This is a genomic window from Streptosporangium sp. NPDC049078 (assembly GCF_040648855.1).
Lineage (GTDB): Bacteria > Actinomycetota > Actinomycetes > Streptosporangiales > Streptosporangiaceae > Streptosporangium.
Genome location: NZ_JBEZEL010000016.1, coordinates 209849 through 235611, shown reverse-complemented (window position 1 = coordinate 235611; position 25763 = coordinate 209849). Strand labels below are relative to the sequence as shown.

Annotated in this window: 16 protein-coding genes and 1 riboswitch; of the genes, 8 read left to right on the top strand and 8 right to left on the bottom strand. The window is 71.1% G+C overall.

Features of this window, described 5'->3' with window-relative positions; translation table 11 throughout:
* Nucleotides 1-139: riboswitch (cyclic di-AMP (ydaO/yuaA leader) on the bottom strand.
* 728 nt (nucleotides 140-867) lie between these two features.
* Nucleotides 868-1908: a hypothetical protein gene (locus AB0B90_RS27470; RefSeq protein WP_350943616.1), complete on the top strand. Its 1041-nt coding sequence runs from the start codon at nucleotides 868-870 to the stop codon at nucleotides 1906-1908.
* 91 nt (nucleotides 1909-1999) lie between these two features.
* Entirely contained in the window at nucleotides 2000-3208 is a 1209-nt protein-coding gene (locus tag AB0B90_RS27465) for a DUF6716 putative glycosyltransferase (RefSeq protein ID WP_362925532.1), read from the top strand.
* Between the two features lie 111 nt (nucleotides 3209-3319).
* Here the strand turns inward: AB0B90_RS27465 and AB0B90_RS27460 are convergent, their stop codons facing one another.
* The 4 genes from AB0B90_RS27460 to AB0B90_RS27445 all read right to left on the bottom strand — a co-directional run bounded on the left by AB0B90_RS27460 (nucleotide 3320) and on the right by AB0B90_RS27445 (nucleotide 9009).
* Nucleotides 3320-4609, bottom strand: a complete 1290-nt coding sequence (locus AB0B90_RS27460; RefSeq protein WP_350943612.1) for an alpha-2,8-polysialyltransferase family protein — start codon at nucleotides 4607-4609, stop codon at nucleotides 3320-3322.
* The gene (locus AB0B90_RS27455; RefSeq protein ID WP_350943611.1) at nucleotides 4609-5541 is read right to left on the bottom strand and encodes a glycosyltransferase family 2 protein; all 933 of its coding nucleotides are present in this window, start codon (nucleotides 5539-5541) and stop codon (nucleotides 4609-4611) included. Before AB0B90_RS27455 ends, AB0B90_RS27460 begins: the two co-directional genes overlap by 1 nt.
* A gap of 235 nt (nucleotides 5542-5776) precedes the next feature.
* A complete protein-coding gene (locus AB0B90_RS27450; RefSeq protein WP_362925529.1) occupies nucleotides 5777-7834 on the bottom strand; it encodes an N-acetylneuraminate synthase family protein in 2058 nt (685 codons plus the stop codon).
* A 212-nt stretch (nucleotides 7835-8046) separates the two neighbouring features.
* On the bottom strand, nucleotides 8047-9009 hold the full coding sequence (locus tag AB0B90_RS27445) for an alpha/beta hydrolase family protein (RefSeq protein WP_362925527.1): 963 nt from the start codon (nucleotides 9007-9009) through the stop codon (nucleotides 8047-8049).
* 271 nt (nucleotides 9010-9280) lie between these two features.
* Between AB0B90_RS27445 and AB0B90_RS27440 the strand changes: the two genes are divergently transcribed.
* From AB0B90_RS27440 to AB0B90_RS27430, 3 genes are all read left to right on the top strand, one after another.
* Nucleotides 9281-9553, top strand: coding sequence for a hypothetical protein (locus tag AB0B90_RS27440; RefSeq protein ID WP_350943606.1), 273 nt, complete (start codon nucleotides 9281-9283; stop codon nucleotides 9551-9553).
* A 48-nt stretch (nucleotides 9554-9601) separates the two neighbouring features.
* Nucleotides 9602-10315 carry an MgtC/SapB family protein gene (locus AB0B90_RS27435; protein ID WP_350943604.1) on the top strand — a complete coding sequence of 238 codons (714 nt, stop codon included), beginning with the start codon at nucleotides 9602-9604 and terminating at the stop codon, nucleotides 10313-10315.
* A 161-nt stretch (nucleotides 10316-10476) separates the two neighbouring features.
* Nucleotides 10477-11274 (top strand): metalloregulator ArsR/SmtB family transcription factor, encoded by a 798-nt coding sequence (locus tag AB0B90_RS27430; protein WP_350943602.1) that lies wholly within the window; start codon nucleotides 10477-10479, stop codon nucleotides 11272-11274.
* A gap of 396 nt (nucleotides 11275-11670) precedes the next feature.
* Here the strand turns inward: AB0B90_RS27430 and AB0B90_RS27425 are convergent, their stop codons facing one another.
* Nucleotides 11671-12435 carry an ABC transporter permease gene (locus AB0B90_RS27425; protein WP_350943600.1) on the bottom strand — a complete coding sequence of 255 codons (765 nt, stop codon included), beginning with the start codon at nucleotides 12433-12435 and terminating at the stop codon, nucleotides 11671-11673.
* A complete protein-coding gene (locus AB0B90_RS27420) occupies nucleotides 12432-13415 on the bottom strand; it encodes an ABC transporter ATP-binding protein (protein WP_362925524.1) in 984 nt (327 codons plus the stop codon). Before AB0B90_RS27420 ends, AB0B90_RS27425 begins: the two co-directional genes overlap by 4 nt.
* A gap of 112 nt (nucleotides 13416-13527) precedes the next feature.
* Here AB0B90_RS27420 and AB0B90_RS27415 point away from each other — a divergent pair, with 112 nt between their 5' ends.
* The 3 genes from AB0B90_RS27415 (at nucleotide 13528) to AB0B90_RS27405 (ending at nucleotide 17861) form a co-directional block, all read left to right on the top strand.
* Nucleotides 13528-14637 carry a histidine kinase gene (locus tag AB0B90_RS27415; RefSeq protein WP_362925522.1) on the top strand — a complete coding sequence of 370 codons (1110 nt, stop codon included), beginning with the start codon at nucleotides 13528-13530 and terminating at the stop codon, nucleotides 14635-14637.
* The gene (locus tag AB0B90_RS27410) at nucleotides 14634-15281 is read left to right on the top strand and encodes a response regulator transcription factor (RefSeq protein ID WP_350943594.1); all 648 of its coding nucleotides are present in this window, start codon (nucleotides 14634-14636) and stop codon (nucleotides 15279-15281) included. The genes AB0B90_RS27415 and AB0B90_RS27410 overlap by 4 nt, the downstream gene beginning before the upstream one ends.
* Before the next feature lie 135 nt (nucleotides 15282-15416).
* Complete coding sequence (locus tag AB0B90_RS27405) at nucleotides 15417-17861, top strand: serine/threonine-protein kinase (RefSeq protein WP_362925519.1); 2445 nt, start codon at nucleotides 15417-15419, stop codon at nucleotides 17859-17861.
* A 95-nt stretch (nucleotides 17862-17956) separates the two neighbouring features.
* Here AB0B90_RS27405 and AB0B90_RS27400 read toward each other — a convergent pair whose 3' ends face one another.
* Both AB0B90_RS27400 and pulA read right to left on the bottom strand, forming a co-directional pair.
* Nucleotides 17957-19681, bottom strand: a complete 1725-nt coding sequence (locus AB0B90_RS27400; RefSeq protein ID WP_362925517.1) for a carbohydrate-binding module family 20 domain-containing protein — start codon at nucleotides 19679-19681, stop codon at nucleotides 17957-17959.
* Between the two features lie 129 nt (nucleotides 19682-19810).
* Nucleotides 19811-25693, bottom strand: coding sequence for a pullulanase-type alpha-1,6-glucosidase (gene pulA, locus AB0B90_RS27395; protein WP_350943588.1), 5883 nt, complete (start codon nucleotides 25691-25693; stop codon nucleotides 19811-19813).
* Nucleotides 25694-25763: the final 70 nt, after the last annotated feature.

Here is a 25763-nt window from a genome sequence, read left to right as displayed (position 1 = left end):
GCTTCGCTTCCATACCGCCTACCGGGTTAGCTGACGGGTTCGGGCTGGGAAGTGCCCTACGACGCATGAGTGCGTTGATTCACCCCAGGAACGTGGTTCCCCGGTTCCGCAGACTTCGCGGATTCGGCGGCCGTGCTCACCGACGGCGGAAGGTTCCGCCGGGTGGAGCGCGGTCGGGCAATGTGACGGCAATGCACAGATCTGTATAGACCTAGACAATTGCCATGAACAGGACGAACGTACGACAACACGGCAGACGATTACAAGTGGGACACATTGCTCTGACTTGGTAATACGTCCTAAATGAGGGGGTACGGCGGGGTGCCGCCTGGAGGGGAAGAGGGGAGTCGATCACGCCCCTCCGGCGCCGGGCGCACCTTCCTCCGGGGATGGAGGGGCGTCCGGGATCCCCCGCGTTCACGGCGATCCGGGTTTTCCCGACCCGCTCGCGAGGCGTCGGCCAGGTTGTGCTACCGCGCGTGGGGGGACCCTCCGTCGAAGATCGTATAGTCACCATTTTTTAGAACAAGTATTCGATGGTAAAAAGTATGCGGATGGTAGGAGTTCTCCCATGGAAGTGCCTGAGAGCGCGCACGGGGCCCGGCGGCTCACGACCATGTCCGAGGAGGTTCTCGCGGCCTCCAGGTGATCGGGGTCCACGGCCGGCGCCTCCCCGCCCGGCCCGCGACGATGAATCATCGTGGCCCCGCCGACGCCGGCCCGCCCGACGGACATCCGGTCGCATCCGATCTCGGACGGTGGCGGCGGAGAGGTAAAGACCAGAGAGATCATCTGCAATCTCGCGTGGTCGGCTGTTCACCCGCAGTTCCCTGCTCCTTAAGGCCACCGGGTTAGGTTGTGCCAGTCGTGAACGGGTCATCGCCCGGCGTGGAGGACGGTCGAGACCACGCGCGGGAGCAGGATTCGGCCATCGCCTGGGTGGAATCCCCGCTGCAGATGCTCTGCGCGGTGGAGGCCCACCACGCCGGGCTGCTCGGCGCCCGCAGCCATCTCGTACCCCGGGCGAAACTCCGCCCGCTGGCCGTGACAGGCCGCGAACTCGGCCGCCTCACCCTGCCGAGAGGGCTTGAGCTCACCCCGGCGCGCCCGGACATGCCCAGGCCGCGCCGGGGGGAGACCTGGGCGGTGGGCGACGCCTTCTCCGGCAAGGTCCAGTTCCGCTGGCTCACCGCGTCCCCCGGCCGGATCGTGATCGTCGACGACGGGCTCGCCACCATCAGGCTCCTGGAACTGCTCACCGGCAGGACGGGAACGCCCCTGCTGAGGGCGAGGGGGAAGGCGGGGAGGCTCAGGACCGTCCTCGCCACGGCGGCCGGGCTCAGGCTGCGCGCCGCCGCCCGCGCGGGGCGGTTGTCGATCTTCACCGCGCTGCCGGTGCCCTCCGACCTGGCGAAGGCCGTACGTGCCAGGGGAGTCGAGCTGGTCACCCACGACTTCGCCTGGTTGCGATCCCAGCCGCTGCGAAGGCCCCGCCCCGCCGAGCGCACCGTCGTCCTCGGCACCTCGCTGGTCCGCAACGGCCTGATCCACCGCGAACGCTACTTCGGCTGGCTGGCCGGGCTCGGATCGGCCGAGCCGGTGGCCTACTTCCCGCACCGCCGCGAGGACCCCGGCGACCTGGCCCGGGTCGGGGAGCAGCCGGGAATCACCGTCTACGACGGCGGGATCCCCGCCGAGATGACCCTGCGCGGCCTGGCCGCCGAGCAGCGGGTGCTGAGCCTGCCGTCCACCGCGGTCACCTCCCTGCGGGTCCTGCTCTCGGCCCGGGGGGTCGCCGTGGAGACGGTGGACGTTCCCGACGAGTGGTGGACGGCCGAGGCGGCGCCGTCACTGCGCTCCCACCTGTCGAGGTTCGCCCATCACGACACGGGAGTCACCGGGTCATGACCCGACGGCCGAGGCCGGGCGGGCTCGCCGCTCGCGCCACGCACACCGTGCCCGCACACGAAACCGGGGAATTCCCCGCCGGAGGTTTTCTTTGAAGGTCCTGGCCGTGGCCGACTCCGACTCCTACCTGAAGTGGGCGGCCTGCCTGCTGCGGGACCTGCCCGCAGGCTGTGAGTCGGAACTGGCGGTCGTCCGCACCCCCATCACCCCTTCGCCGGCGCAGATCCACGCCGCCGTGGCGGGCTCGGCGGCAGACCCGCCGGTGCTGTCGGCCCGCGCGCTGCGCCGGGCCGCCGAACGATTCAGACCCGACGTGGTGCTCGTCGCCTGTACGGGACCGGTGGTGGACGTGCTGACCGCAGACGTGCTGACCGGGCTGCGGCCCCGGCCGGTGTTCGTCTCGGGGCTGCCGGGCATCTCCGTCCCCGCCACCGAGAAGGCGTGGCTGTTCCGCAGCGGATGCGACCTGTTCGTGCTGCACAGCGGCCGGGAGGTCGAGGAGTTCTCCGAGATCGGCGCCAGACTGGGCGGGGGCGGCCAGATCGGGCTGGCCAGGTTGCCGTTCCTGCGCGGTGACGCGGAGATCGCCGCCACCGGGCCGCGCGACCGGGTGGTGTTCGCCACCCAGGCCAAGGTGCCCAAACGCAGGGAGGAGCGCGAACGCGTCCTGCTCGCCCTGGCCGAGCTGGCCGGAAGGCGGCCCGACCTGGACGTCGTCGTCAAGCTTCGGGCCCTGGACACCGAGCGTCAGACCCACAACGAGCGCTACCACTACCAGCGCCTGTGGCAGTCGCTCGCCGAGGAGGGCCGGGTGCGCGCCGAGGCCGTGCGCTTCGCGGTGGGGCCCATGCACGAGCACCTGGCCCACGCGACGGGCTTCGTCACCGTCAGCTCGACCGCCGCGCTGGAGGCGATCGCCCAGAAGGTACCGCTCCTGGTGCTGTCGGACTTCGGGGTCGGCGCCGAGATGATCAATCTGGTCTTCGAGGACAGCGGCCTGCTCGGCACCCTCGACGACCTCTCCGCCGGGCGCTTCCTGCACCCGGACGACGCCTGGTGCAAGGTCAACTACTTCCACCCCGGTGGCGAGAGCGACTGGGTGTCGCGGATGGTCTCCCTGGTGGGAAAGGCCCGCTCCGGCCGCCTCGCCCCGGCGATGTCCCTGCTCGAAGGTCCCGAGTACACCACCGCCCGCCGCCGCGCCCGCATGCGCGTGGAGGTGCCGCCGAACATGCTGCGCGTCGGCTACCGCGCCAAGCGCCGGATGCGCCGCTACCTCAAGGGGTTCGGCCGACCCTAGAGCACCGGTCGGGTAAGGGCCGGTCACCGGGTAAAACCGCGGTTCGCAACGGATCGGCCTGGCCACGTCCCATGTCGATCAACGCTCCTGCGCGACTACCCGACCGGCCCTCTAGGGGAGCGCCTTCGACAGGCGGTCGCGGAGCCTGACCAGCGGGCTCCGCTCCCTGGGGGCGGCGGCCGGGGGAGCGGTGATCAGATCCAGGGCGCCGAGGCGCTGGCGCTTGAAGTAGCGGGCGGTGCCGTGCGCCTCCAGGTAGGCGGCGGCACTCTCGCGCAGCCCCGGATACACCTCGGCCCGCATGCAGTAGCCGACCGCGCTCACCAGGGCGGGAAGATCCACCGGCGGCGGTTCCTCCAGCGAGCCGTCCGCCGACAGGCGCGGCAGCAGGGCGTCGGCGATGGTGGCCGGGATCCGGTTGCTGTTCTCGTACGGGGTGAGCCGCTCCAGGACCGATTCGACGCCCGACGTCGCCACCGGGAGCCCGAAGTACCGGCTCGCGGTGATCAGGGCGGTGGAGAAGCAGCCGACCACGAGTTCGGGCCTCAGTGCGGCGAAGCACGACTCGGCGGGTACGGTCTCCGCCACCACGTCGAGCTCGGCGCCCAGCTCGGCGGCCGTCTCGCGTAACCGCTGCGCGTGCCTGCGCCCGGCGGCCGGGTGGGGCTTGAACAGCACGCCGCGAAATCCCCGGGCGACGAGGCCGCGCAGCATGTCGGCGTGCAGTCGCGCCTCCTCCTCGGGGGTGAGGATGCCGAGGGCGGACAGGTACTGTCCGAGAATCATCGCCCGGCCCGAACGCGCGTGCCCGGTCTCCCCGCCGACCTTCCCGATCACGTCGAGGAAGGCCCGGCCGGGAAGGGACTCGGCGGGAACCCCGTACTCCGACAGCAGCAACGGCGTGAGGCCGGGCACCAGGTCGAGGTGGAGCAGGCGCGTGATCCGCCCGGAGATCTCCGACGGCAGCGGGTCGCGGGTCGGGCCGTAGCTCATCAGGCCGTCGGAGTAGACCGTGATCGGACAGTCCCTGACCAGCCCTCCCAGGGTCCTGGCCGGGGGGACCGCGACGGACTCCAGGATCAGCTCGGCGGGGCCGTCACCCAGGGACAGACGCGAGGCGACCAGGCGGCTCAGCATCGGCACCTCGATGACGCGGGCCCTCCAGTCCGAGGGATGCAGCGGGGCGATGATCTCGTTCCACGAGTGGAGTTCGTCGAAGTGCGGGCGCAGCGCGGCAAAACCGGGCGCCTCGTCCAGGGGCGGGGTGATCTCCGGGATGGCCGCGTTGTTGGACACCAGCAGGATCCGGCGCCCTTCGCGGGGACCGAAGCGGCCGTCGTCGATCGCCGCCGCCAGCGTCATCGCGCCGAACAGGGTCGAGGCGTAGAACAGCTGCGTCATCAGCCCTCCAGGAGTCTGCGCAGGATCTGGTCGCGTTCCGGGTCCAGACGGATCTCGGCGAGCAGATCCGGGGGTAAGCGCCTCAGGGCCGCGGCGCCGCACTCCTCGAAGCGGGCGCGCAGTTCGGGGGAGAACCGCTCGCCCGTCTCCAGGTGGTGGGCGAGAAGCGCGAGGAACATCCGCACCGCCTTGGGGGTGAACTCCTCCTCCAGGCCCTCGAAGACCAGGTCGAAGGCGTCGAAGAAGTGCAGCTGCCTCGCGTCGCCGATCTGTGTCAGCGAGCCCGCCACCATCCGCCGGTAGAACAGCCCGGCCAGCGACACCACCGCGAAGGAACCCGCCTCACGGTGCAGCCGCCAGATCCACGGCCTGTCCTCGGCGGTGTGCAGGTGCCCAGGGAAGGTCAGCAACTCGCCGAGGTCGCGGCGGTAGATCCCCGCCCACGCGTACGGGTAGTCGACCATGGTCTTCGACTCGGCGGGCAGGATGTGGTCGCGCGGCTTCACCACCACCTCCCGGGTGGCGAGCGGCGCCCGGTGAATCGTCCGTTTCCTGCCCTCCACCTGGACGTGGTCGACCCGGACGAAGTCGCAGCCGAGCCGCTCGATCGCCCCGACCAGGCTCTCCAGGTATCCGGGCGCGAGCCAGTCGTCGCCGTCCATGAAGGTCAGATAACGGCCGGAGGCCAGGGAGACCCCGAGGTTGCGCGCGTCGGCCAGCCCGACCGGCGCCTCGTTGCGCAGCACGACCAGCCCCGGCAGGTCGTCGCGGAAGTCCTCGATGATCTGCCCGGTCGCGTCCGCGGAGCCGTCGTCCACCACGATGAACTCGAAGTCCCTGCGCGCGTTCCTGGTCAGCGAGGTCAGCGCGTCACCGATGTAGTCCTCCGCGTCCCGCACCGGAACCACCACCGACAACTTGATCAACTCCACCCTCCCATCCCCACCTCATATCGACCCCTTCACCTCCCTCCCCACGGGACCACCCCCATGACGCCCCCGACGGGACTACCCGTGAGGCCGCGCCGGCGACTGGACCGAGGAGAGGGAGGTCGCGAGGAACGAGCGACCTCCCTCGACGAGGGAAGGAGCCGGGTAAGAGCGGCCTCACCGCGACGCGTTAGCGTCGCAAATCACCCGCCTCACCGCGACGCGCCAGCGTCGCAATTCATACTGTGACTCGGCGCAACCGCGACTTGGGAGCCTCTTCACCGGGGAAGACGCGCTTGACGCCGTCGCCCAGGGCGGTCTCGATGATCCGGATGTCGCGGACCAGGTGCTCCAGCCCGGCCGGCTCCAGGGAGGCGGCGTGGTCGGAGCCCCACATGGTGCGGTCGAGCGTGATGTGTCGTTCCACGGTCACCGCGCCCAGGGTCACCGCCGCGAGCGAGATCTGCAGGCCGCGCTCGTGGCCCGAGTAGCCGACCGGCACGCCGTACCGCTCCTGGAGGGTGATGATCGCGCGGAGGTTGGCCTCCTCGGGAGGCAGGGGGTAGGTGGAGGTGGCGTGCATCAGGACCAGCCTGGAGGTGCCGATGATCTCCACCGCCCGGTCGATCTCCTCCAGCGTGGACATGCCGGTGGACAGGATGATCGGCTTGCCGGTCGCGGCGAGCGCGCGGAGCAGCTCCAGGTCGGTCACGCTCGCCGAGGCGACCTTGTGGGTGACGACGTTCATGGACTCCAGGAACTCCACCGACGGCACGTCCCACGGCGAGGCGAACCAGTGCAGCCCGCGCTCCTGGCAGTACTTGGCGATCTGGGTGTACTCGTCCAGGCCGAACTCGGTCCTGAGCTTGTACTCCATATAGGTCATCTCGCCCCAGGGCGTCTGCCGGATCTGGTCGCGCTGCTCAAGCGGCACGCAGATCTCCGGCGTGCGCTTCTGGAACTTGACCGCCTGGCAGCCCGCCTCGGCCGCCACGTCGATGAGCCTGCGCGCGATGTCCAGGTCGCCGTTGTGGTTGATGCCGATCTCGCCGATCACGTAGACCGGCTGCCCGGCGCCGACGAGCGCGTCGCCGATCTGGACGGGCCTGGCGGTCGAGGTGAGCCGCAGCTCGGCGCGCGGCGCGGGGGCGACGGCGACCTCGTCCACCGGGCGGGCCGCGAGGACGCGGTCACACAGTTCCCGTACGGCCCCGGCGCCTCCTGGCCTGGTCAGTACGGTCCTGGCGGCGGCGCGGACCCTGGGGTGGGCGTCGGGGACCGTGACGGGCCAGCCGACGTCGCTCATCGGGCCCAGATCGTTGACGTCGTTGCCGACGTACGCGACGCGGGCCGGGTCGATCCCCTCGATGGCGAGCCAGTCGCGCAGCACGGTCCGCTTGTCGGTGAGGCCCTGCAGCACGGGCACGCCCAGCTTGCGGGCACGGGCCGCGACCACCGGGTTGTGCTCGGTGGACATGATCATCAGCTTGACGCCCGAGCGGCGCAGCAGCGAGATGCCCATGCCGTCGGAACGGCTCACCGCGACCGTCTCGCGGCCGTCCTGGTCGACGTAGGCGCGGTCGTCGGTGTGCACGCCGTCGAAGTCGGTGATCACCGCGTCCACGTCGATCGGCTCGGGCTCGTCGACGAAGGGGGCGAGCGCCCGTACGATCTCCAGGTCCTCGGGGGTGTCGATCTCGATGGCGTGGCGCGAGGGCACCTGCTGCACGGCGACGGAGCCGAAGAAGCGGTGGCCGTGCTCGCGCAGACCCTCGGTGCGCATCACGTAGAACGCGCCGGTCTCGCGGAAGTGCGGCTCGCGATCCTGGCGGCGGGGACGGTAGGACGGGTCGTGGTTCACGCCCGCGCCGGCGGCGTCCCAGAGGAACTCGTGGGTCTCCAGCCCGGAGAACACCACGTCGGCGCTGCCGTCCAGGACCTTCGCGATCGCGCCGTCCAGGTCGGCGGGGTCGATGAACGCGCTGGTGCACTGCACCAGGATGACCACGTCGGGAACGTCGGGGACGTGGTCGAGCGCGTGGAGCACGGCGGACTCGCTGGAGGCGGTCGAGCCGCTCAGCTCTCCCGGCCTGTCGATCACGGTCGCGCCCGCGGCGCGGGCGACTTCGGCGATTCCCTCGTGATCGGTGCTGACCACGACCTCGTCGACCAACTCGGCGCGCACGCAGGCTCGTACCGCACGGGCGACCAGGGGAGTGCCGCCCACCGCGGCCAGGTTCTTCAGGGGGACCCCCACCGAACCTCCACGGGCGGGGACAACGGCCAGGACTCGCAAGGTGGCTCCTCATGACATACGGCGAACGCCCCTGAGCTGGGGTGTCATAGGAACCTAGCTACGGGGATAGACCGAAAAGGGGTGTCTGAGCTGAACGTCCAGAGTCGCCAGTCTTAACTTTCCGCGCCGCCGGGAGCCCCAGCCGGGAGCGGGCGGAGAAGAAGGACGAGGGCCTGCTGCTCGTGGCGCCGGACGAGGACGAGTCGGGGTCCTCAGGCCGCCGCGCCGATGGAGCCCATGAGCAGAGGAAGCGAGCGTTCGAGGCCGCGTCGCCAGTAGGGCCAGGAGTGGGTACCGGGGCCGTAGAAGTCGACCGCCACGTCGACGCCGTTCGCCCTGGCCCGCTCGACGAAGGTCACGGCCTGGAGGAGAAGGGAGGCCTCGCCCTCGTCCCGGGCCTCGGAGACGTCGTCCAGCGGTCCGGGGGCGCCGTCGCCGCTGGAGACGAAGAGCCGTATCCCGCGCAGCGCGCCGGTGAGGTCGGCCGGGTTGTGGGCGGCCCACCGCGGATCCTCGGGGGGACCCCAGAGCTTCACGGACTTCTCGCCGTACTGCCCGAGCAGCCAGTCGACGCCGCCGTTGCCGTCGCGGGTGTGCAGCACCCCGGAGAAGGAGGCCGCGGCCTGGAACATGCCGGGGTGGCGGGCCGCGTACGACATCGCCCCGAACCCGCCCATGGACAGCCCCGCCACCGCCCGCCGGTCTCCGGCGCCGTAGTCGCGCTCCAGGATGGTCCGTACCTCGCTGAGGTGGAAGGTCTCCCAGCCGGGGCCCTCGCGCCAGTCGGAGTAGAAACCGACGGTGCCTCCCTCGGGGACGACCACGAGCGCGCGGTAGCCGGAGGTGAGCTCCGCGGCGCCGCCCTTGGTGATCCAGGTGTCGTAGCCGGACTGGCAGCAGCCGTTCAGCAGGTACAGCACCGGCCACGGACCCGAGCCCGGCGCCCATCCCTCGGGCAGCAGGACCCTCACCCTGCCCTCGCGGCCGAGCGCGGCGGAGGTGACGGTGAGTTCGTGGTCGCGCTCGCCCAGCTTCTTCACCGCGACGGTGGAGACGTGGATGCCCTCCTTGCCGTACGTGCCTGTCGAGGACGGTGGCAGCAGTGCGAGCAGCACCGCCCCGACCGCGACGGCGGCCAGCAGGAGCACTCCCAGACGTACAGCGGTGCGGTTCACGCCGCCAATCCTGCCGCCTCCCGCTGATCGCGTGAAGCCTACTTGCCGTACCGGCCACGAAGCGGTGTCTTTTCGCGGAGGCACTGGAGCTCATGGTCGATGCGGTTCGGCTGATCCGGATCGTCCGTTCGTATCGATTCCGGCGACGCGCAGGGCTTCGCGAGCCGACGGTCCGAGAGCCGGTCGGAGGGGTAAAGTCCTGGTCAAACGGCGTTACGGCTTGAGTGAGGCAGGGGATTGGCGGGATATGTCGTGATTTGTGGAGGCCGCCATGGCGAGGACAACCACCACCGCTTCGAACGGCAGGGCGCGTGGCAGGGCGGAGGGGGGACAGTCGCCGCCGCACATCACCGTGCCGGTGATCGGGACGTTGACCCTGCCGACGCCTGACCGGCTGGTCTTCTACGGGGTGCTGGGGGCGCTGGGAGCGTTGGGAGTCATCGATTGGCCCGTCGCGCTCGTCGTCGGGTTCGGCCACTACCTGTCGGAACAGCGGCGGTTCCCGATGCTGCGGCAGGCGGGGGAGGCCGCGGAGGCGGCGTAGCCGGAAACGAGAATGCCCCCACCGGGACACGGGACGGGGGTGACGGCGATGGCGCCTCTCGGTGAACTCGCCGGACAGGGCTGGGCGCAGGTGGGGATGCTGCTCCTCGCCTTCGTGCTCTCGGCCCTGATCGGCCTTGAGCGGGAGGCCCGCCAGAAGAGCGCGGGCCTGCGCACCCACACCCTGGTCGGCTTCGCCGCGGCGTTGATCATGCTGGTGTCGAAGTACGGCTTCTCCGATGTTCTGCGGGATCACGTCACGGTCGATCCGTCCCGGGTGGCCGCCCAGATCGTGTCCGGCATCGGTTTCATCGGCGCGGGCCTGATATTCGTCCGAGGTGACGTGGTCCGGGGCCTCACCACCGCCGCGGCGGTCTGGCTCACCGCCGGGGTGGGGATGGCGGCCGGGGCCGGGCTGTGGCTTCTGGCGGTCATCGTGACCGCCGGATACCTCGTGACGGTGTTCGTCCTCACGCCGCTGGCCGAGCGGCTTCCCGGGTCCAAGTACGCCCCCTCGCGGTTCCGGTTGACCTACCTCGGCGGCCGGGGCGTGCTGCGGTCGGCACTGGCCGAATGCACGGAGCGAGGGTTCGGTGTGGACGAGTTGTCGGTCGACCGGCGCAGCGATGGCCAGAGCCCGGCCGTCGTGTCGCTCTGGCTCACCGTGCACGGCGTCGGGTCGATAACGGAGTTGACCACGGCGCTCTCCGAGATCGACGGAGTGCTCGCCGTGTTGAGCCGGGACCCCGGCGCGGCTTCCTGAACCGCGGTCGCAAGCCCTCGGGGTCCCGCTGTGGTCGCGCCCGCCGCGCTGGTCGCCCGACGGGAGATCGTGAAGGCGCGAAGGTCCGTATTGACGGGCAACTAAAAGGTTGCCTATATTCAGACATGCATCCAAACGGTTGCCTAACTCTGTGAGACAGCATGGACGCGGTATTCAAAGCACTCGCCGACGCCAGTCGCCGGAGGCTGCTGGACAGTCTCAACCGGCACAACGGCCAGACCCTGCGCGAGCTGTGCGCGGGGCTGGACATGACCCGGCAGGCCGTGACCAAGCACCTGTCCGTCCTGGAGGCGGCCGGCCTGGTGGAGACGGTGAGGCGCGGCAGGGAGAAGCTCCACCACCTCAACGCCGCGCCCATCAACGAGATCGCCGACCGGTGGATCGGCCGCTACGACCGCGAGCGGGCGCGCGCGCTCGCCGACCTGAAACGAGCCCTGGAGGGTACGGACGTGTCCGAGACCAGCTTCGTCTACGTCAGCTACATCAAAACCACGCCGGAGCGGCTGTGGGAGGCCCTGACCGGCACGGCCTTCATCACCCGTTACTTCGGTGGCGGGGGCCCGCGATCCGACTGGACGCCGGGTGCCCCGGTCGAGTGGAAGGTCACCGCGGACGGCGAGTACCACGACTGGGGCCAGCGGGTGCTCGAGGCCGACCCCGGCAAGCGCCTGTCGTACACCTGGCACAACTACGAGCAGGAGGTGGCCGACATGTTCGGCTGGAGCGACGAGAAGCTCGCCGAGCTCAGGAGGGAGCCGATCTCGAAGATCACCTTCGAGATCGAACCCGCCGGTGGGGCCACGGTCAAGCTGATCGTCACCCATGAGGGCCTCGTCGCGGGCAGTGAGATGATCAAGGGCGTCAGCGAGGGCTGGCCCGAGATCCTGTCGAACCTGAAGACCCTGCTGGAATCGGGCGAGACGCTGCCGCTCGGCTAGGCGCCGGAGCGGTCTTCGTGGACGTCCGGCCTGCCCGGGTCCCCTGCTCAGCGGGCAACGTTCCTGCGCATCCTGCGATGACCTCTGACATGGATATATGAGCATCTGCGTGATTTGTTAGCCGAGAACCGCAGGGCATGAGTAGGGGATACTCATGCTTTCCGCCGTTCCCCCGCCTAGCGTTCGGAAAGACCCGTCCCGGCCGATCCACGGGGCGGGCGTGCAAGGGCTGGATCCGTACCCGTCGTTACCCGTCGTTTTCGATGACGTCGGCGCCGCTCCTCGTGGGTGTCGTACCGGGTGCCGGGAAAGCCGCGAGCCTGGCGGGGGCCGGCTCGCGGACCGTCCCATCGGGCCGTGCCCGAGCGCCGGTCGCCCCGGGGGACGTACGGCGGGCTACTCCCAGCGGAAGAACACGGCCGCGACGACGCCGCCGAGCACGATGGCCGCGGCGAGACCGATCAGGTTGGAGGCCTCGATGGGCGCGCCGATCCAGGCGGCCGACAGGGCCTGGCTCCCGGCACCGAACGGCAGCCACTGCCCGATCGTCGCGATCACCTCCGGGAGGTTGCCGCGCCCGCCGAACATGCCGCCGGTGGCGCCCAGCACGAAGAAGACGACCAGGCCGATCGCGACGGAGGAGTTCGGGGTGGGCGAGAGCGCGGCGACGGTCAGCCCCAGGGCGTACATGGCGGCCACCGTCAACGCCAGCACACCGAGGGCCGCGCCGACGCGCACCGGGGGGTGGGCGCCGAACGCCAGCAGGGCGAGGATCCAGGCGGCCGCGATACCGAGGGCCATCTGCAGCACGCCGGCGGCCGCCTGGGCGACGAGGACCAGCGCGGGCGAGGCGGGGGTCACCCCCAGGCGTCGCAGGATGCCGCTGCGACGGTAGTAGGCCAGAAAGCTCGGCATGTTGACGATGCCGGTCGTGGCCACGACCATCGTGAACACCAGCGGCAGCACGTAGACGTCGAACGCCGTGCGACCGTGCGCGATCGTCTCCCGGCCGGCGGACGAGGCGTTCATCACCAGGATGAGCATGGGCAGGCCGATCGGCACGATCAGCCCGGCGGTGTCGCGGGTGACCATCTTGAGCTCGCAGATCAGCAGTGCGGCCCAGGCCCGCGGGCCTGGGCGGTGGACGGTGATGTCCGTCATCGGATCGTCTCCCCCTTCGTGTCGGGCACGGTGTCGAACTCTGCGTCGAGCTTGGTGTTGTCGAGCCGATGCCCGGTCAGCGCGAGGAAGGCGTCGTCGAGGCCGGCCTGTTCGCTGCGCGTCTCGGCCGCCGCGACGCCCGCGCGCACGAGCGCGACGCTGACGGCCTGGAGCAGCTCACCGCGGCCCTCGACGACGACGCGGTCGCCGTCGGCGTGCACCCGGTCGACCCCGTCGAGTCCTTCGAGCAGCCCGCCCGGCACAGGGGTGATCGCGCGGAAGGTGACCCGCTGGGCGAACCCGGCCCTTCGCACGAGCCCCGAGGGAGAGTCGAGGGCGACGACCCGGCCCTCGTCGAGCAGCGCGACCCGGTCGCACAGTCGTTCGACCTCCTCCATGGTGTGGCTGACGAGCAGGATGGTCACGCCTGACTCGCGCAACCGCTCAAGGGTCGACCACATCCGACGGCGCGCCTCGGGGTCTAGGCCGGTGGTGAGCTCGTCGAGGATCACCACCCGGGGCCGTCCGACGAGCGCGAGCGCGATCGACAGTCGCTGCTGCTGGCCGCCGGAGAGCTTCTCGAAGCGGGTGCGCCGGGAGGCGGTCAGGCCGACCGACTCGATCAGGTCGTCGGACGGCAGCGGGTCGCGGTAGAAGGTCCCGTACAGGTGGACCAGCTCGGTGACCGTGAGCGCGGAGTGCAGGACGGCCTCCTGCAGCTGGACCCCGAGGACCTGGCGCAGCCGGGCCCGGTCCCGCCGGGGGTCCAGGCCGAGCACGCGGACGGTGCCGCGGTCGGGCCGCCTGAGCCCGGCGATCAGCTCGACGGTGGTCGTCTTACCGGCTCCGTTGCGTCCCAGGATGCCGAAGATCTCACCGGCGGCGACGGAAAGGCCGACCTCCTCGACGGCGACCTTGGAGCGGTAGCGCTTGTGCAGGCCGTCCGCTTCGACGGCGGGAGATGACGTTGTCGCATGCATGCCGTCGACGTTAGGAAGGGCGAGCCGCCGGCGCCTGTGCCGATGGTCAGTATCGGCACCCATGACTTTCGGCACCTCAGCGGGGGCACGAGCGCACGTTAGGGTGAACGGCATGCGGCGAATCGAGCCGGACGTGTGGGCGGGGCTGGCGGCACTGCTGGTGTGCCTCGCGGTGGGCACCCCGATATTGCTCGGCGTGGCCGAGACACAGATCCCCCGGCCGGTGTGGGGCGCGCTCTTCGTGGCGCTGCTGGTCACCGCGCTGATCGCCGCGCTCTGGGAGGAATGCCGGCCGAGGCAGGCGTGGGTCTGCTACGGCGCGGCCGTCGTGCTGGGATGGCTCACGATCCTGACGGCCCCCGGCGCCGGATGGCTGCCGATCCTGCTGGTCTTCACCGCCGCCCTGAGCGCGTACGTCGCGCCGCCGTGGGCGGGCCCGGTGGTGATCGTGCTCAACGTCGTCGTGATCGCCGTGACCGTGGGTCTCACCGGTTCCACCGTCGCCGAGATCGGCCTCAGTGCGCTGCTGTACCTGCTGATCCAGATCGCGACGCTGCTGAGCGTGCTGGTGACCATCAGGGAGCAGCGGATGCGCCGCGAGCTGAGCGAGGCTCATCTGGAACTGCGGGCGGCGAGTGTGATCCTGGCCGACACCGCACGCGCTCACGAACGCCTGCGCATCGCCAGGGAACTGCACGACCTGATGGGGCACCAGCTCACCGCGCTCACCCTGGAACTGGAGGTCGCCCGGCACCGCGAAGGGGCGGGCGCGCGCGTGCACATCGAGCGTGCCGACCGGGTGGCGCGGGACCTGCTTCGCGACGTGCGCGCGACCGTCGGACAGCTGCGCACCGACGCGCCCGACCTGCGCGAGGCCCTCGCCGCCGTGGTACGCGACATTCCCGGCCTCGACATCGGCGTGTGGATCGACGACGACGTGTGCCCCACCGAGGAGGTGACCCTGGCGCTCATCCGTGTCGTCCAGGAGATCGTCACCAACACCATCCGGCACGCGGACGCGACCTCGTTGCGCATCCGGATCGAGAGCACACCGGAGCGGGAGGTGAGGTTCACCTCCGTCGACGACGGGCGCGGCAGCCCCGAACTGCGGCCGGGCAACGGGCTGCGCGGCCTGAGCGAGCGGATCGAGGCGATCGGCGGCGACGTACGGCTCGACGGCAGCGACGGTTTCCGGGTCACCGCCACGGTGCCCGCGCGATGATCCGGGTGATCGTGGTCGACGACCAGACCCTGGTCCGGCAGGGCATCCGCAGCCTGCTCGACCTGACCGACGACATCGAGGTGGTGGGAGAGGCCGACGACGGCATGGCCGCGCTGGCGGCGATCGGGGAGCACGCCCCCGACGTCGTCCTGCTCGACCTGCGCATGCCCCGCCACGACGGCATCTGGGTGCTCAGGGCGTTGCGGGAGCGCGCGGACGACTCGCCGCCGGTGCTCGTGCTGACCACGTTCGACAACGACACCCTGGTGCTGGACGCGATGCGGGCGGGGGCGTGCGGCTACCTGCTGAAGGACGTGACGCTCGAACGGCTGACCCGGGCCATCCGCGTCCTGGCCGACGGGGGGACACTGATCTCGCCGTCGATCACCGACCGGCTGCTGCGCGCGGTGCGGCGCCGCCGCCCGGCGGACGACGACCTGCCCGCGATCCAGCGGCTCACCGAACGAGAGGTGGAGGTGCTGCGGCTCGTCGCGGAGGGCTACAGCAACCGCGAGATCGCCCAGGCTCTCTTCCTGGCCGAGGGCACGGTGAAGAACCACGTCTCGACCATGCTGCTCAAACTCGGGGCGCGGGACCGGACCAACGCGGTGTTGCGCGCCCTGCACGCCAACCTTCTCGACTGATAGCTGCGGGCATTTGGTCAAATTTGCCGATACTGGCATGCTCTTTTCCGGGACCAGACTGCCCGGAACCCGGCGCGTGCGGCAGGGCGTGGCCGCCGGACCACTCGGGCGGGCTCGCGGCGGGGGAGGAGCACGATGGCCGGTACGGAGCTCAGATCCGGCGACCCCACCGCCTTCGGGCCGTACGTGATCGAGGCGAGGCTCGGCGAGGGCGGGCAGGGGACGGTCTACCTCGGTCGTGATCCGGCCGGTGAGCGTGTCGCGGTCAAGGTGCTGCATCCCAGGTTCGCCGCCGACCAGGTCGCGAGGGCGCGCTTCGAGCGGGAGATCGCCGTCGCCCGGCAGATCGCCGAGTTCTGCACCGCCCGGGTGCTCGACGCGGGGGAGAGCGGCGACCACCTCTACGTGGTGAGCGAGTTCATCGACGGGCCTTCGCTGCAGCAGGCCGTTGAGAGGGAGGGGCCGCGCGACGGCGCCGCCCTGCAGCGCATCGCGATCAGCACGGCCACCGCGCTCGTCGCCATCCACCAGGCGGGCATCGCGCACCGCGACTTCAAACCGGCCAACGTGCTCCTCGGCTTCGACGGCCCGCGCGTCATCGACTTCGGCGTCTCCAAGGCACTCGACGCCGGGTTCGCCCAGACCAGCGGCGCCGTCGGGACCCCGACGTACATGTCGCCCGAGCAGATCCACGGCCAGCCCGCCGCCGCCCCCTCGGACGTGTTCAGCTGGGCCGTGACGATGGTGTTCGCGGCCACCGGCAGCCCCGCGTTCGGCCGGGACACCATCCCGGCCGTGCTGCACCGCATCCTCACCGTCGAGCCCGACCTGTCGGGGGTTCCCGAGGGGTTGCGCCCGTTGCTGCGCGCCTGCCTGGCCAAGGATCCCGCCGATCGGCCGGTCGCCTCCGACCTGCTGTTCCGGCTGATCCGCCAGCCGTCGGCCGGCACCGCCATGCCGCCCGCGGAATCGCCGCAGACCGGTCAGTCGGCCCGGGGCCGGTCCTCGTCGTCCCAGTGGCCGTCGCGGACCGAGCAGCCGTCCCCGCAGCCGTCCCCGTCCCCGCAGCCTTCGCAGCCCGAGTCTTCTCAGCCACAGTCTTCGCAATCACCGCTCCACGACCGGCCGCCCTCGTCGCAACGACAGCCGTCCCCCGGGTGGGAGGCCGACCCTCAGCGGCCGCCGTCCCGGCCGTCGCCGCCGTTCGAGCCGGGCGCGGCACCTTCGCTGCCGCCGTACGCCGGGTGGTCACCGACGGGTCCGAGCACCGAGCCCGGACAGTGGCACCGGCAGGGCCACGGGGTCTCCACCTCTCCTGGTGACCCATGGGAGGGGGCCGGTGGCGCGACCGCGCCGGGCGGGTCAGGACGATCGCGCCCGTGGCGGATCGGGGCCGTCGTCGCCGTCTGCGCCGCCGCGGTCTCCGCGGGCGTCTTCGTGCTCCCGTCACTGCTGGCGGGGACCGGGGAGGAGGGCGTGGACCCCACTCCCGTCGCGATGACCGGCTCCCCTTCGATCTCCGGCGGCTCCCCCTCACCGGGCGAGTCCACGCAGCCCAGCGCCTCACCGTCTCCCAGCACCTCACCCTCTACCGGTGGAGCGCCGTCCCCCGCCGCCACCCCCACCTCGGTCACCGGGAACTGGAAGAGCGCACCGGTCGGCGGCCCGCTGCGCGGCCATCGCGACGACCTGCAGTCGGTGGCGATCGCCCAGGTCGGCGGCAGGTCCGTGATCGTCTCCGGTGCCAACGACCGCACCGTCCGCCTGTGGGATCTAGCCACCCGCAAGCCGCTGGCCACCCTCACCGGGCACACCGACTGGGTGCGCTCCGTCGCGGTCACCGAGCTGGACGGCAGGACGATCGCGGTGTCGGGCGGCGACGACGGCACCGTACGCCGCTGGGACCTCGCCACCCGCAAGCCGGTCGGCAAGCCCTTCGACGTCGCTGCGCCCGTCTTCTCCCTCGCTCTCGCCACCCTCGACGGCGAGCCCGTCGTGGTGACCGGAGGCCGTGACGGGAGCCTGCGCGTGTGGGACCTGAGGACGGGCGCCGCGATCGGCAAGGCCCGTCGCGCCTCCGAGGGCGCCGTGTTCGGCCTCGCCACGGCCACCCTCGACGGTGAGCCCGTCGTGTTCACCGGCGGCGGCGACGGTACGGTACGTCGCTGGCCGCTCCGCTCGGGGGCCGGCGAGACGCTCCTCACCCAGCGCGCCCAGGTCACCGCCGTCACCACGGCCGAACTGGACGGCAGGCTCGTGGTGCTCTCCGCCGGCGGCGCGCAGGACATCCACATCGACGACGCCGCCGGTGCCGGTGAGGCCCGCCCGCCCATCCAGAGCCACAGCGGCTGGATCTACTCCCTCGCGGTCGGCCGGGTGGGGTCGCTCACCGTCGTCGTCTCCGGCAGCAACGACGCCACCGCGCAGGTCCACGACCTCGACACCGGGAAACGGGCGGGACGGCCGTTCAAGGCCCACGACCACAACGTGTTCGCCGCCGCGGTGACCGAACTCGACGGGCGCCCCGTCGCGGTCACCGGCGGCGGCGACGACACCGTCCGCGTCTGGCGCCTGGGCTGACCGGCCCCGAACGGCTCATCCCCTGACCGGCTCCTGACCGGCGCGACCGGGAGGCCGTACCGTCCGGGGCCGATCAGGGGATGGGGCCGGGGAGGTCAGCGCCAGGAGTCGGTGCGGGTGGCGGTGCCGCCGGAGGGGGTGGTGAAGGAGCGGTCGGGGTCGCTCTCCCAGGTCACCGAGCCGTCGGGGTTCTTCTTGATGTACTTGTACTGGACCGTCGTGCCCGGCGGCAGGTTCACCGTGGCCCTCCAGACCGGGTACGCGGCCGACGACAGGGCGACGGCGTTCGCCGGGTTCCAGGAGCCCAGCGCGGCGACGTTGCCGACGACGAAGACGTTCTGGCCCCAGTTCGTGGTCACGGTCGCGTTGAACGAGGTGGCGACCTGGCCTGGGTTGACCGTCGGCGTCGGGCTGGGGCCGGGGCCCGAGGCGCCGGTGTGGATCGCGACCGCGCCCCTCGCGGGCACGGTGACCGAGGCCGTGCCGTTGGATCCGACGGTGACCGAGCCGCCTCCGGCGACGTTGGCGTAGGTCCCGGCTGGCAGGCCGGTGGAGAAGGTGCGGGTGACGCTGCCGCCCTCGTTGTTGATCGCGACCCAGCCCTTCGCGCCCCGGCTGAAGGCGATCACGTTGTTGCCGTTGTCGTACCAGTTGCCGACCGTGGTGCCCTGGACGGAACGGTTGAAGCCGACCATGCCGTTCATCTGGCGGTGGAAGCAGGTCCACCGGCCGTTGCCGCAGTCGGCGTCGGCGGCGAAGCCGCCGCCCGACGAGGGCGGGCCGGCCTCGCCGTCGCTCCAGGTGAACCCGGAGTAGACCCTCGGCGTGCCGTACGGCCAGGCGAGCATGAAGACGTTGGCCAGCCTGTAGGAGTCGCCGTACTTGTAGTTCATGGTCGAGCCGTTGCGTTCGGTGTCGTGGTTGTCGATGAAGACCACGGCCTTGTCGCTCGGCACCGACAGGCCCCAGCTCTGCCCGAAGGACTGCAGGTTCTTGATCTGGCCGCCGCCGAACTGCTCCTTGAGCTTGCGCCCGTACACGAACTCGTGCACGTCGCCGATCCCGGTGTACTGGCTCGGGCTGATCGCCTCGCCGTTGCCCTGGATGACCTCCTGGTGGATGTACGGCGAGCCGGTCAGCCTGCCCTTGATCGCGGCCAGGTCACCGGGGTTGATGTGCTTGGCGGCGTCGACGCGGAAGCCGTCCACGCCCAGGGAGGTGAGCCTGTTGAGGTAGCCGGCGATCTGGTCGCGGACGTACTCGGAGCCGGTGTTGAGGTCGGCCAGGCCGACCAGTTCGCAGTTCTGCACCCGCCAGCCGTCGCTGACGTAGTCGGAGCCGTTGATCGTGCAGGTGGGGGAGTGGAAGTCGGCGGCGGAGTAGAGGCCGGGGTAGTTGTACTTGCCGAAGGTGTAGCCGCCGTAGCTGGTGCTGCCCTGGCCTGTCATGTGGTTGATGACGGCGTCGGTGTGGACCTTGACGCCCGCCGCGTGGCAGGCGTTGATCATGTTCTTGAACGCGTTCTCGTCGCCGAACTTGCTGGTGAGGGTGTAGCGGGCGGGCTGGTAGATGTCCCACCAGACCGACCCGCCCTTGGACATCGAGTCGTTCGGCGGGGAGACCTGCACGGCGGCGTACCCGGCGGGGCCGAGGACGTCGGTGCACTCCCTGGCGACGGAGTTCCAGTTCCAGTTCCACAGCTTGACGATCGGGCCGGGGGTGGGTGGCGCGGCCTGGGCGGGGAGCGCGCCGGGCACCAGCACGGCGGCGCTCACCAGGGCGCTCAACGCCGTGGCGAGGACGACTCTGTAGGGTTTCACGGGTGGGGCCTCCAGGATCGATGGACGGGTTCCCTGGCCGGGCCGGGTGCTGCAACACCCGGCCCGGCGGCTTTCATGGGCTCTGCGGGGCTGTGCGCGAACTCCCCGCGGGGAGTTCTGCGCTGTTTGTCAGGATTGGACGAAGACGGCGACCGTGCGAGCGGGGACCGTGAGCGTGCCGGTGGCCGGGTCGAACGTCGACTGCTTCACGACGGCGTCGTCGCCGGCCGTCTGGACGGGGTGGAGCGTCACCCGGGCGCCCTTCAGCGCGGCGACGGCCTGCGGCCGGGCCTCGGGGGTCGCGTTGAAGACGACGGTGACCGACTTCCAGCGCGGGTCGATCCCCGTGGCGTCCAGGTGCATGGTCACGACACCCGGGGTCTCCGAGGTGCCGCCGGTCGGGAAGGTGAGGCGCTTCTGCACCTCGGCCAGGGTGGCGAGACCGAAGACCGGGGACGATGAGCGGATCCTCAGCAGCTCGCCGTAGCGGGCGCGGGCGGCGTCGATCGCCGCGCAGTCCGGCTTCAGCGCCGGATCGCCCAGCAGCGGCCTGGCGTACTGCCACTTGTCCTCGTTGTCGGGCTTCGGGGGAAGCCCGGCGCCGAACCCGTTGCCCGCCGAGCAGTCCCACAGCAGCCGGTTGAACCAGTCACCGGAGTCGTAGGAGTTGCGGTCGAGCGACTTGGAACGGAGCCGCTCGCTGCCCGCGTGCACGAACGAGGTGCCCTGCCCGAGGACGGCCGTGGCCAGGGAGAGCGACTGCATGCGCACCCGGTCGGCCATCGCGGTCGCCGGTGGCAGCTTGTACGCCAGCGCGTCGAACAACGTCTCGTTGTCGTGGGCGTCGACATAGGTGACGACCTCGCCCGGTGCGGCCGTGTACCCGGCGGGAGAGCCGTTGTAGTTCACCTCCGAGCCCTTGACCCGCCTGCCGTCGGTGGCGGTGAAGGTGTAGTCGCGGAGGTTGCCGGCGAGCCCGACCTTGATCAGGTCGTGGTAGTTCAGCAGCCGGGCCCGCCGCTGCGCCTCGTCGCCGTTGGCCGGTGAGTCGTTGGGCGCCCCGGCCAGCCCCGAGCCGAAGCCCTGCACGCGGGGGTCGGCGTCGAACGGGCCGCCGCCGCGCACCGCGTCGCGCAACCGGTCGTTGAAGGTGCCGATGCCGGTGCCGGCCATGTTCGCCTGGGTGGCCTGTTCGAAGCGGGCGCCGTCGGCGACCTCGCCGAAGTTCCAGCCCTCCCCGTACAGGATGATCGACTTTCCGTCGACGCCGTCGCGGGCGACGGTGAGCCTGTCCAGGGCCGCGCGGACCGCGACCAGGTTCGCCTTGGGGTGGTGGCCCATCAGGTCGAACCTGAAGCCGTCCACCTTGTACTCGCGGGCCCAGGTGACGACGGAGTCGACGACGAGCCTGCCCATCATGGCGTGCTCGGGCGCGGTGTTGGCGCAGCAGGTGGAGGTGGCCACCGTGCCGTCGTCGAGCAGCCGGTGGTAGTAGCCCGGCACGATGCGGTCGAGCACCGAGGAGGCGTCCTGGCCCGAGGCGTGGGTGTGGTTGTAGACCACGTCCATCACCACCCGCAGCCCGGCCCTGTTCAGCCCGCCGACCATGCCGCGGAACTCCCTGATCCGCGACGACCCGTCCGGCTCGGAGGCGTAGGAGCCCTCGGGCACGGTGTAGTGCAGCGGGTCGTACCCCCAGTTGAAGGAGTCCTTCGCCGCGGTCCTGGCGACGCAGGCCTGCTGCTCCTCGGAGTCCGGGGGCATCGAGGCGAGGTCGCAGGCCGGTTCCGTCCGGTCGGCCCTCCGCTCGGGGACGGTCGCCATGTCGAAGACGGGCAGCAGGTGCACGTGGGTGAGCCCGTCCTCGGCCAGCCCGCGCAGCTCCCTCATCCCCGCCGAGTCGCCGGTGAACGCGGCGTACGTGCCGCGCCTCGCCGCGGGGACGGTGGTGTCGGAGGCGGAGAAGTCGCGCACGTGCAGCTCGTAGACCGACGCCTTCTCCTGGGGGACGGCCCTGGGCTTGGCCAGGGAGGTCCAGCCGTCGGGCCGCAGGGCACCGTCGGACAGGTCGGCGAGCTGGCTGCGGCCCGAGCCCGCCGACAGCGACAGGCTGTAGGGGTCGGTCACCTCGTTCACGACGACCTTGCCCGCCGTGCCCTCGCCGGGCGCGTAGACCGTCACCAGGAAGGTGTAGTAGCGGTCCTTCCAGTCCCGCTCCCCGCGCACCGACCAGACGCCGGTGCCGTCGTCGCGGCGCATGGGGTGGACGGTGCGTCTGCCGCCCGAGGAGTCGCGGTAGAGCGCGAGCTCGACCTTGACCGCGGTGGGGGCCCAGACCGACAGGCCGGGCCTGCCGCCGCTCCACGAGGGGCCGAGGCCGGCGGTCGCCGCCTTGGCGTACAGGTCGTCGAGCACACCGGGCAGTTGCACGCCGGTGGCGGCGAGCAGGGCGCCCGAGGCGTCGCGCTCGACGGCGACGACCTGGCCACGGGTGGCCTCCCTCACCAGGTCGGCGTCGCGCGGGTCGACGGTGAACGCGGCGTGCCCGGCCAGGTGCGGCCACTTCGCCTTCTGCGCGTCGGTCAGCGCGCCGGGCGCGAGGCGAATCAGCCTGACCTCGCCGGTGAGGTCGCCACCCGAATAGGCGATGTCGCCCTTGGCGGAGAAGGCGAGGGAGTAGCGGCCGGCGGTGGAGGGGTCGATCTTCCAGGCGACGGTGGCGCGGTCGATCCAGTGCGCCGACGACTTCGACAGGTCGGCGTCGGCGCCGCGCGCCGAGGACTGGGGCAGCAGGTGGCCCTCGGTGGCCGCGACCCGCCACACCTCGTGGCCGGTCGCCGTCAGGTCCAGCGACTGGTTGTCCGGCAGGTCCTTGGTGTCGCCCTTGTGGATGATGTAGTTCACGGTCTTGGCCCCCTCGGTCAGGGGGACGCGGAAGTGAACGCCGAACCCGTCCTCGCCCGCGGGCCGCAGCGGCGCGCCCCACTCGGTGGGAGTCGCCACGTCACCCCACAGGTGAAGTCCCCAGCCGTCGTAGTTCCCGTCGGGCCGGTGGTAATGCAGGATCGCGACGTTCTCGGCCGCGGCCCGGCTCGAATGGACCTTCGCCACTCCCGAGGCGACGTAGGCGTCGGGCCGCAGGGCGGGGGTGAACGACTGGTCGGGCCCGGGGTCCTTGGTGTCGCCCCTGTGCACGATGAAGTTCGCCGGGACGGAGGCGTCCTTCAGCGGCACCTTCCAGAACGCGCCGTAGGAGTCCGTGCCGTCGGGCGGGCGCGGCGCGGCCCAGTCGGTGGGCACCCCGTCGGCGAGCCCGTCGCCCCACAGGTGCAGCCCCCAGCCCTCGTAGTTCCCGTCGGGGCGGTTGTAGTGGACGGTCGCGTACCCCTGGGCCGCCGCGCGGGACGGGTACGTCTCCGCCTTTCCCTTCGCCAGCCACACCTCGCCGTTCCTGGCGGGGTTCACGATCCGGTCGCCGCCGTCCTTCTCGTCACCCCGGTGGGCGATGATCCCGACGCTGGTGGCACCCGGCTTGAGCCTGATCCAGGCGAAGCGGCCGTAGGAGTCCTCACCGGTCAGCGGGAGCGGGGTCGCCCACTCGGTCGGGTTCTCCACGTCACCCCAGACGTGCAGGCCCCAGCCGTCGTAGTCGCCGGCGTTCTCCCGCTGGTAGTGCACGACGAGCCAGTCGCGTCTCACCGCGCCCGGCTCCTCGGGGGCGGGCTCGGCGCCGACGGTCGCCGCCGCGACCGCCGAGGCGAACCGGCCCGCGGAGTCCTTCACCACGGCCTTGTACGAGATCGGTGTGCCCGCCGCGATGCCGCGCAGGTCGTGGAAGACCCGGAACGCGCGGCCCGAGGGGGTGGCGTTCGGCGCGTCGTCGGTGCCGATCGCCCGCCAGGGGCCCTCGCCCACCTTGGCGGCGAAGGTGACCTGGTCGAAGCCGGTGCCGGGCACGATCGCGACGACCGGGATCCGGCCGTCCTGCGCGGTGCCCCTGATCTCGGCTCCCGGCAGGGCGACCGAGACGGCGGGGGCCGAGGCCGGAGCCGCGAGCTTGGCGGGCGCCTTGTAGACCACCGCCGACAGGGCGGGAACGGTGAGCGCCGGCTTCGTGTCCGCGCCGGTGGTGAGCGTGGCGGCGCCCTCGCCGTACACCCTGGTGAAGGTCGCGCCCGCCGAGAAGGTGGGCGGACTCACGGTCGCGGGCTGTTCGGCGTTGTTGACCGCCACCAGATACTCGACCTGCCGGGCGGCGTCGATCCTGGAGAAGGCGTAGACGCCGCCGGAGGCGAGCCGCTCGATCTGGGCGCCGTCGGCGAGGGCCGGGTGGGCGTCGCGCAGCGCGGCCAGGGCGGAGATCCCCCGGTAGAGCGGGTGGGAGGGGACGAAGTTGTCCCTGGCGTGGGTGGAGTCGGTGCCGATCAGGTCGTCGCTCAGGTAGCTCTCGGTCCTGGAGGCGAACATGGACGCGCGGGCGTCCTGGTCGCCGCCCTTTCCGGTGAAACCCTGTTCGTCGCCGTAGTACACGACCGGCTGGCCGCGGGTGAGATACATCAGCTCGTGGGCGAGCAGCGACCTGCGCAGCAGCTCGGAGTCGGGGGCGCCGGGGTTGTCCTGGGAGACGAAGCGGCCGATGCGGCCCATGTCGTGGTTGCCGAGGAAGGTCGGCAGCGACGCGGCGTTGCCGTCGGCGTCGGTGTGGTAGTCGTCTTCGGCGTACAGCCGTGCCAGCCTGGACGCGTCCGCCGTGCCGCCGCTGAAGGAGCGGGCGGCCTCCTGGAACGGGAAGTCCAGGGTGGCGTTCATGCCGCCCCGGGTGGAGTATCGGCTGGTGAAGGAGGGTTCGCCCGAGTAGACCTCGCCGAACATGAAGAACCGCTTGTTGCCCTGCTGGGCCGCGTAGCCGCGCAGGGCGGGGGAGAACCTCTCCCAGAACTCCATGTTCACGTGCTTGGCGGTGTCGATGCGGAAGCCGTCGAGGCCGGTGTCGCGCACCCACGTCTTGTAGATGTCGATCATGCCTTTGACGACCTCCGGGCGCTCGGTCCACAGGTCGTCGAGGCCGAAGAAGTCGCCGTACTCGTCGTTCTCGCCGCCGCTGAAGGTGGAGTCGCCCCGGTTGTGGTACATCGTCGGGTCGTTCAGCCAGGCCGGCGTCTTGACGTTCTTCGGCGCGACCGGGGTGTACGGGAACGATCCGGTGTCCACCTTGGGGAAGGTGTCCTTGCCCGCGTGATCGCGGTCGTCGAACGGCGTGCCGCGGGTGTCGACGTAGGGGTAGGCGCCCTTGCCGCGATACGAGTAGGTCTTCTCCGCGTAGTCGACCACGTCGGCCGTGTGGTTGGTGATGATGTCGAAGAAGACCTTCATCCCGCGCCGGTGCGCCTCGCGCACCAGCTCCTTCATCTGGGCGTTGGTCCCCAGGTGCGGGTCGATCCTGGTGAAGTCGGTGATCCAGTAGCCGTGGTAGCCGGCCGAGACGTTGGCGCCGGTGCCCTGCACGGGACGGTTCACGAACGCCGGGGTGATCCAGATCGCGGTGCTGCCCAGGTTCTTGACGTAGTCGAGCCTGCCGAGCAGGCCCTTGAGGTCGCCGCCCTGGTAGAAGCCCTTGTGCGTGGGGTCGAAGCCGGTGGTGAGCCGGTCGCCGGACAGGCCGCCCCGGTCGTTGCGGGTGTCGCCGTTGGCGAACCGGTCGGTCATCGCGAAGTAGAAGCGCTCGCGGCTCAGGTCGGTGCGGAGCGCGTCGCGGGCGAGGTCCCTGTCGGAGGGCTCGGCGGTGCGGCTGAGCGCGGAGACCACGGGATCGCCGGCCGTCGCGGGCGCACCGGACGGCACCGTGGACGGCGCTGCGGAGACCGGTGCGGTGAGGGGCGCGGACGCGGGGGAGGTGGACGCGGCGGCGGGGGGCGGGGTGGCGGCGAGAGGGGTGGCGATCAGGGCTGCCGCGAGCGCGGCGCCCGTCAGGAGGGTCGTTCTCGCGCGCCGTGGGGGGAGCGGCCAGACCACGGGGGCCTCCACGGGATGTTGTTTCGGGGGTATTGCCCGGAAGTTACTCACTAGTGATGGTCGATGCAAT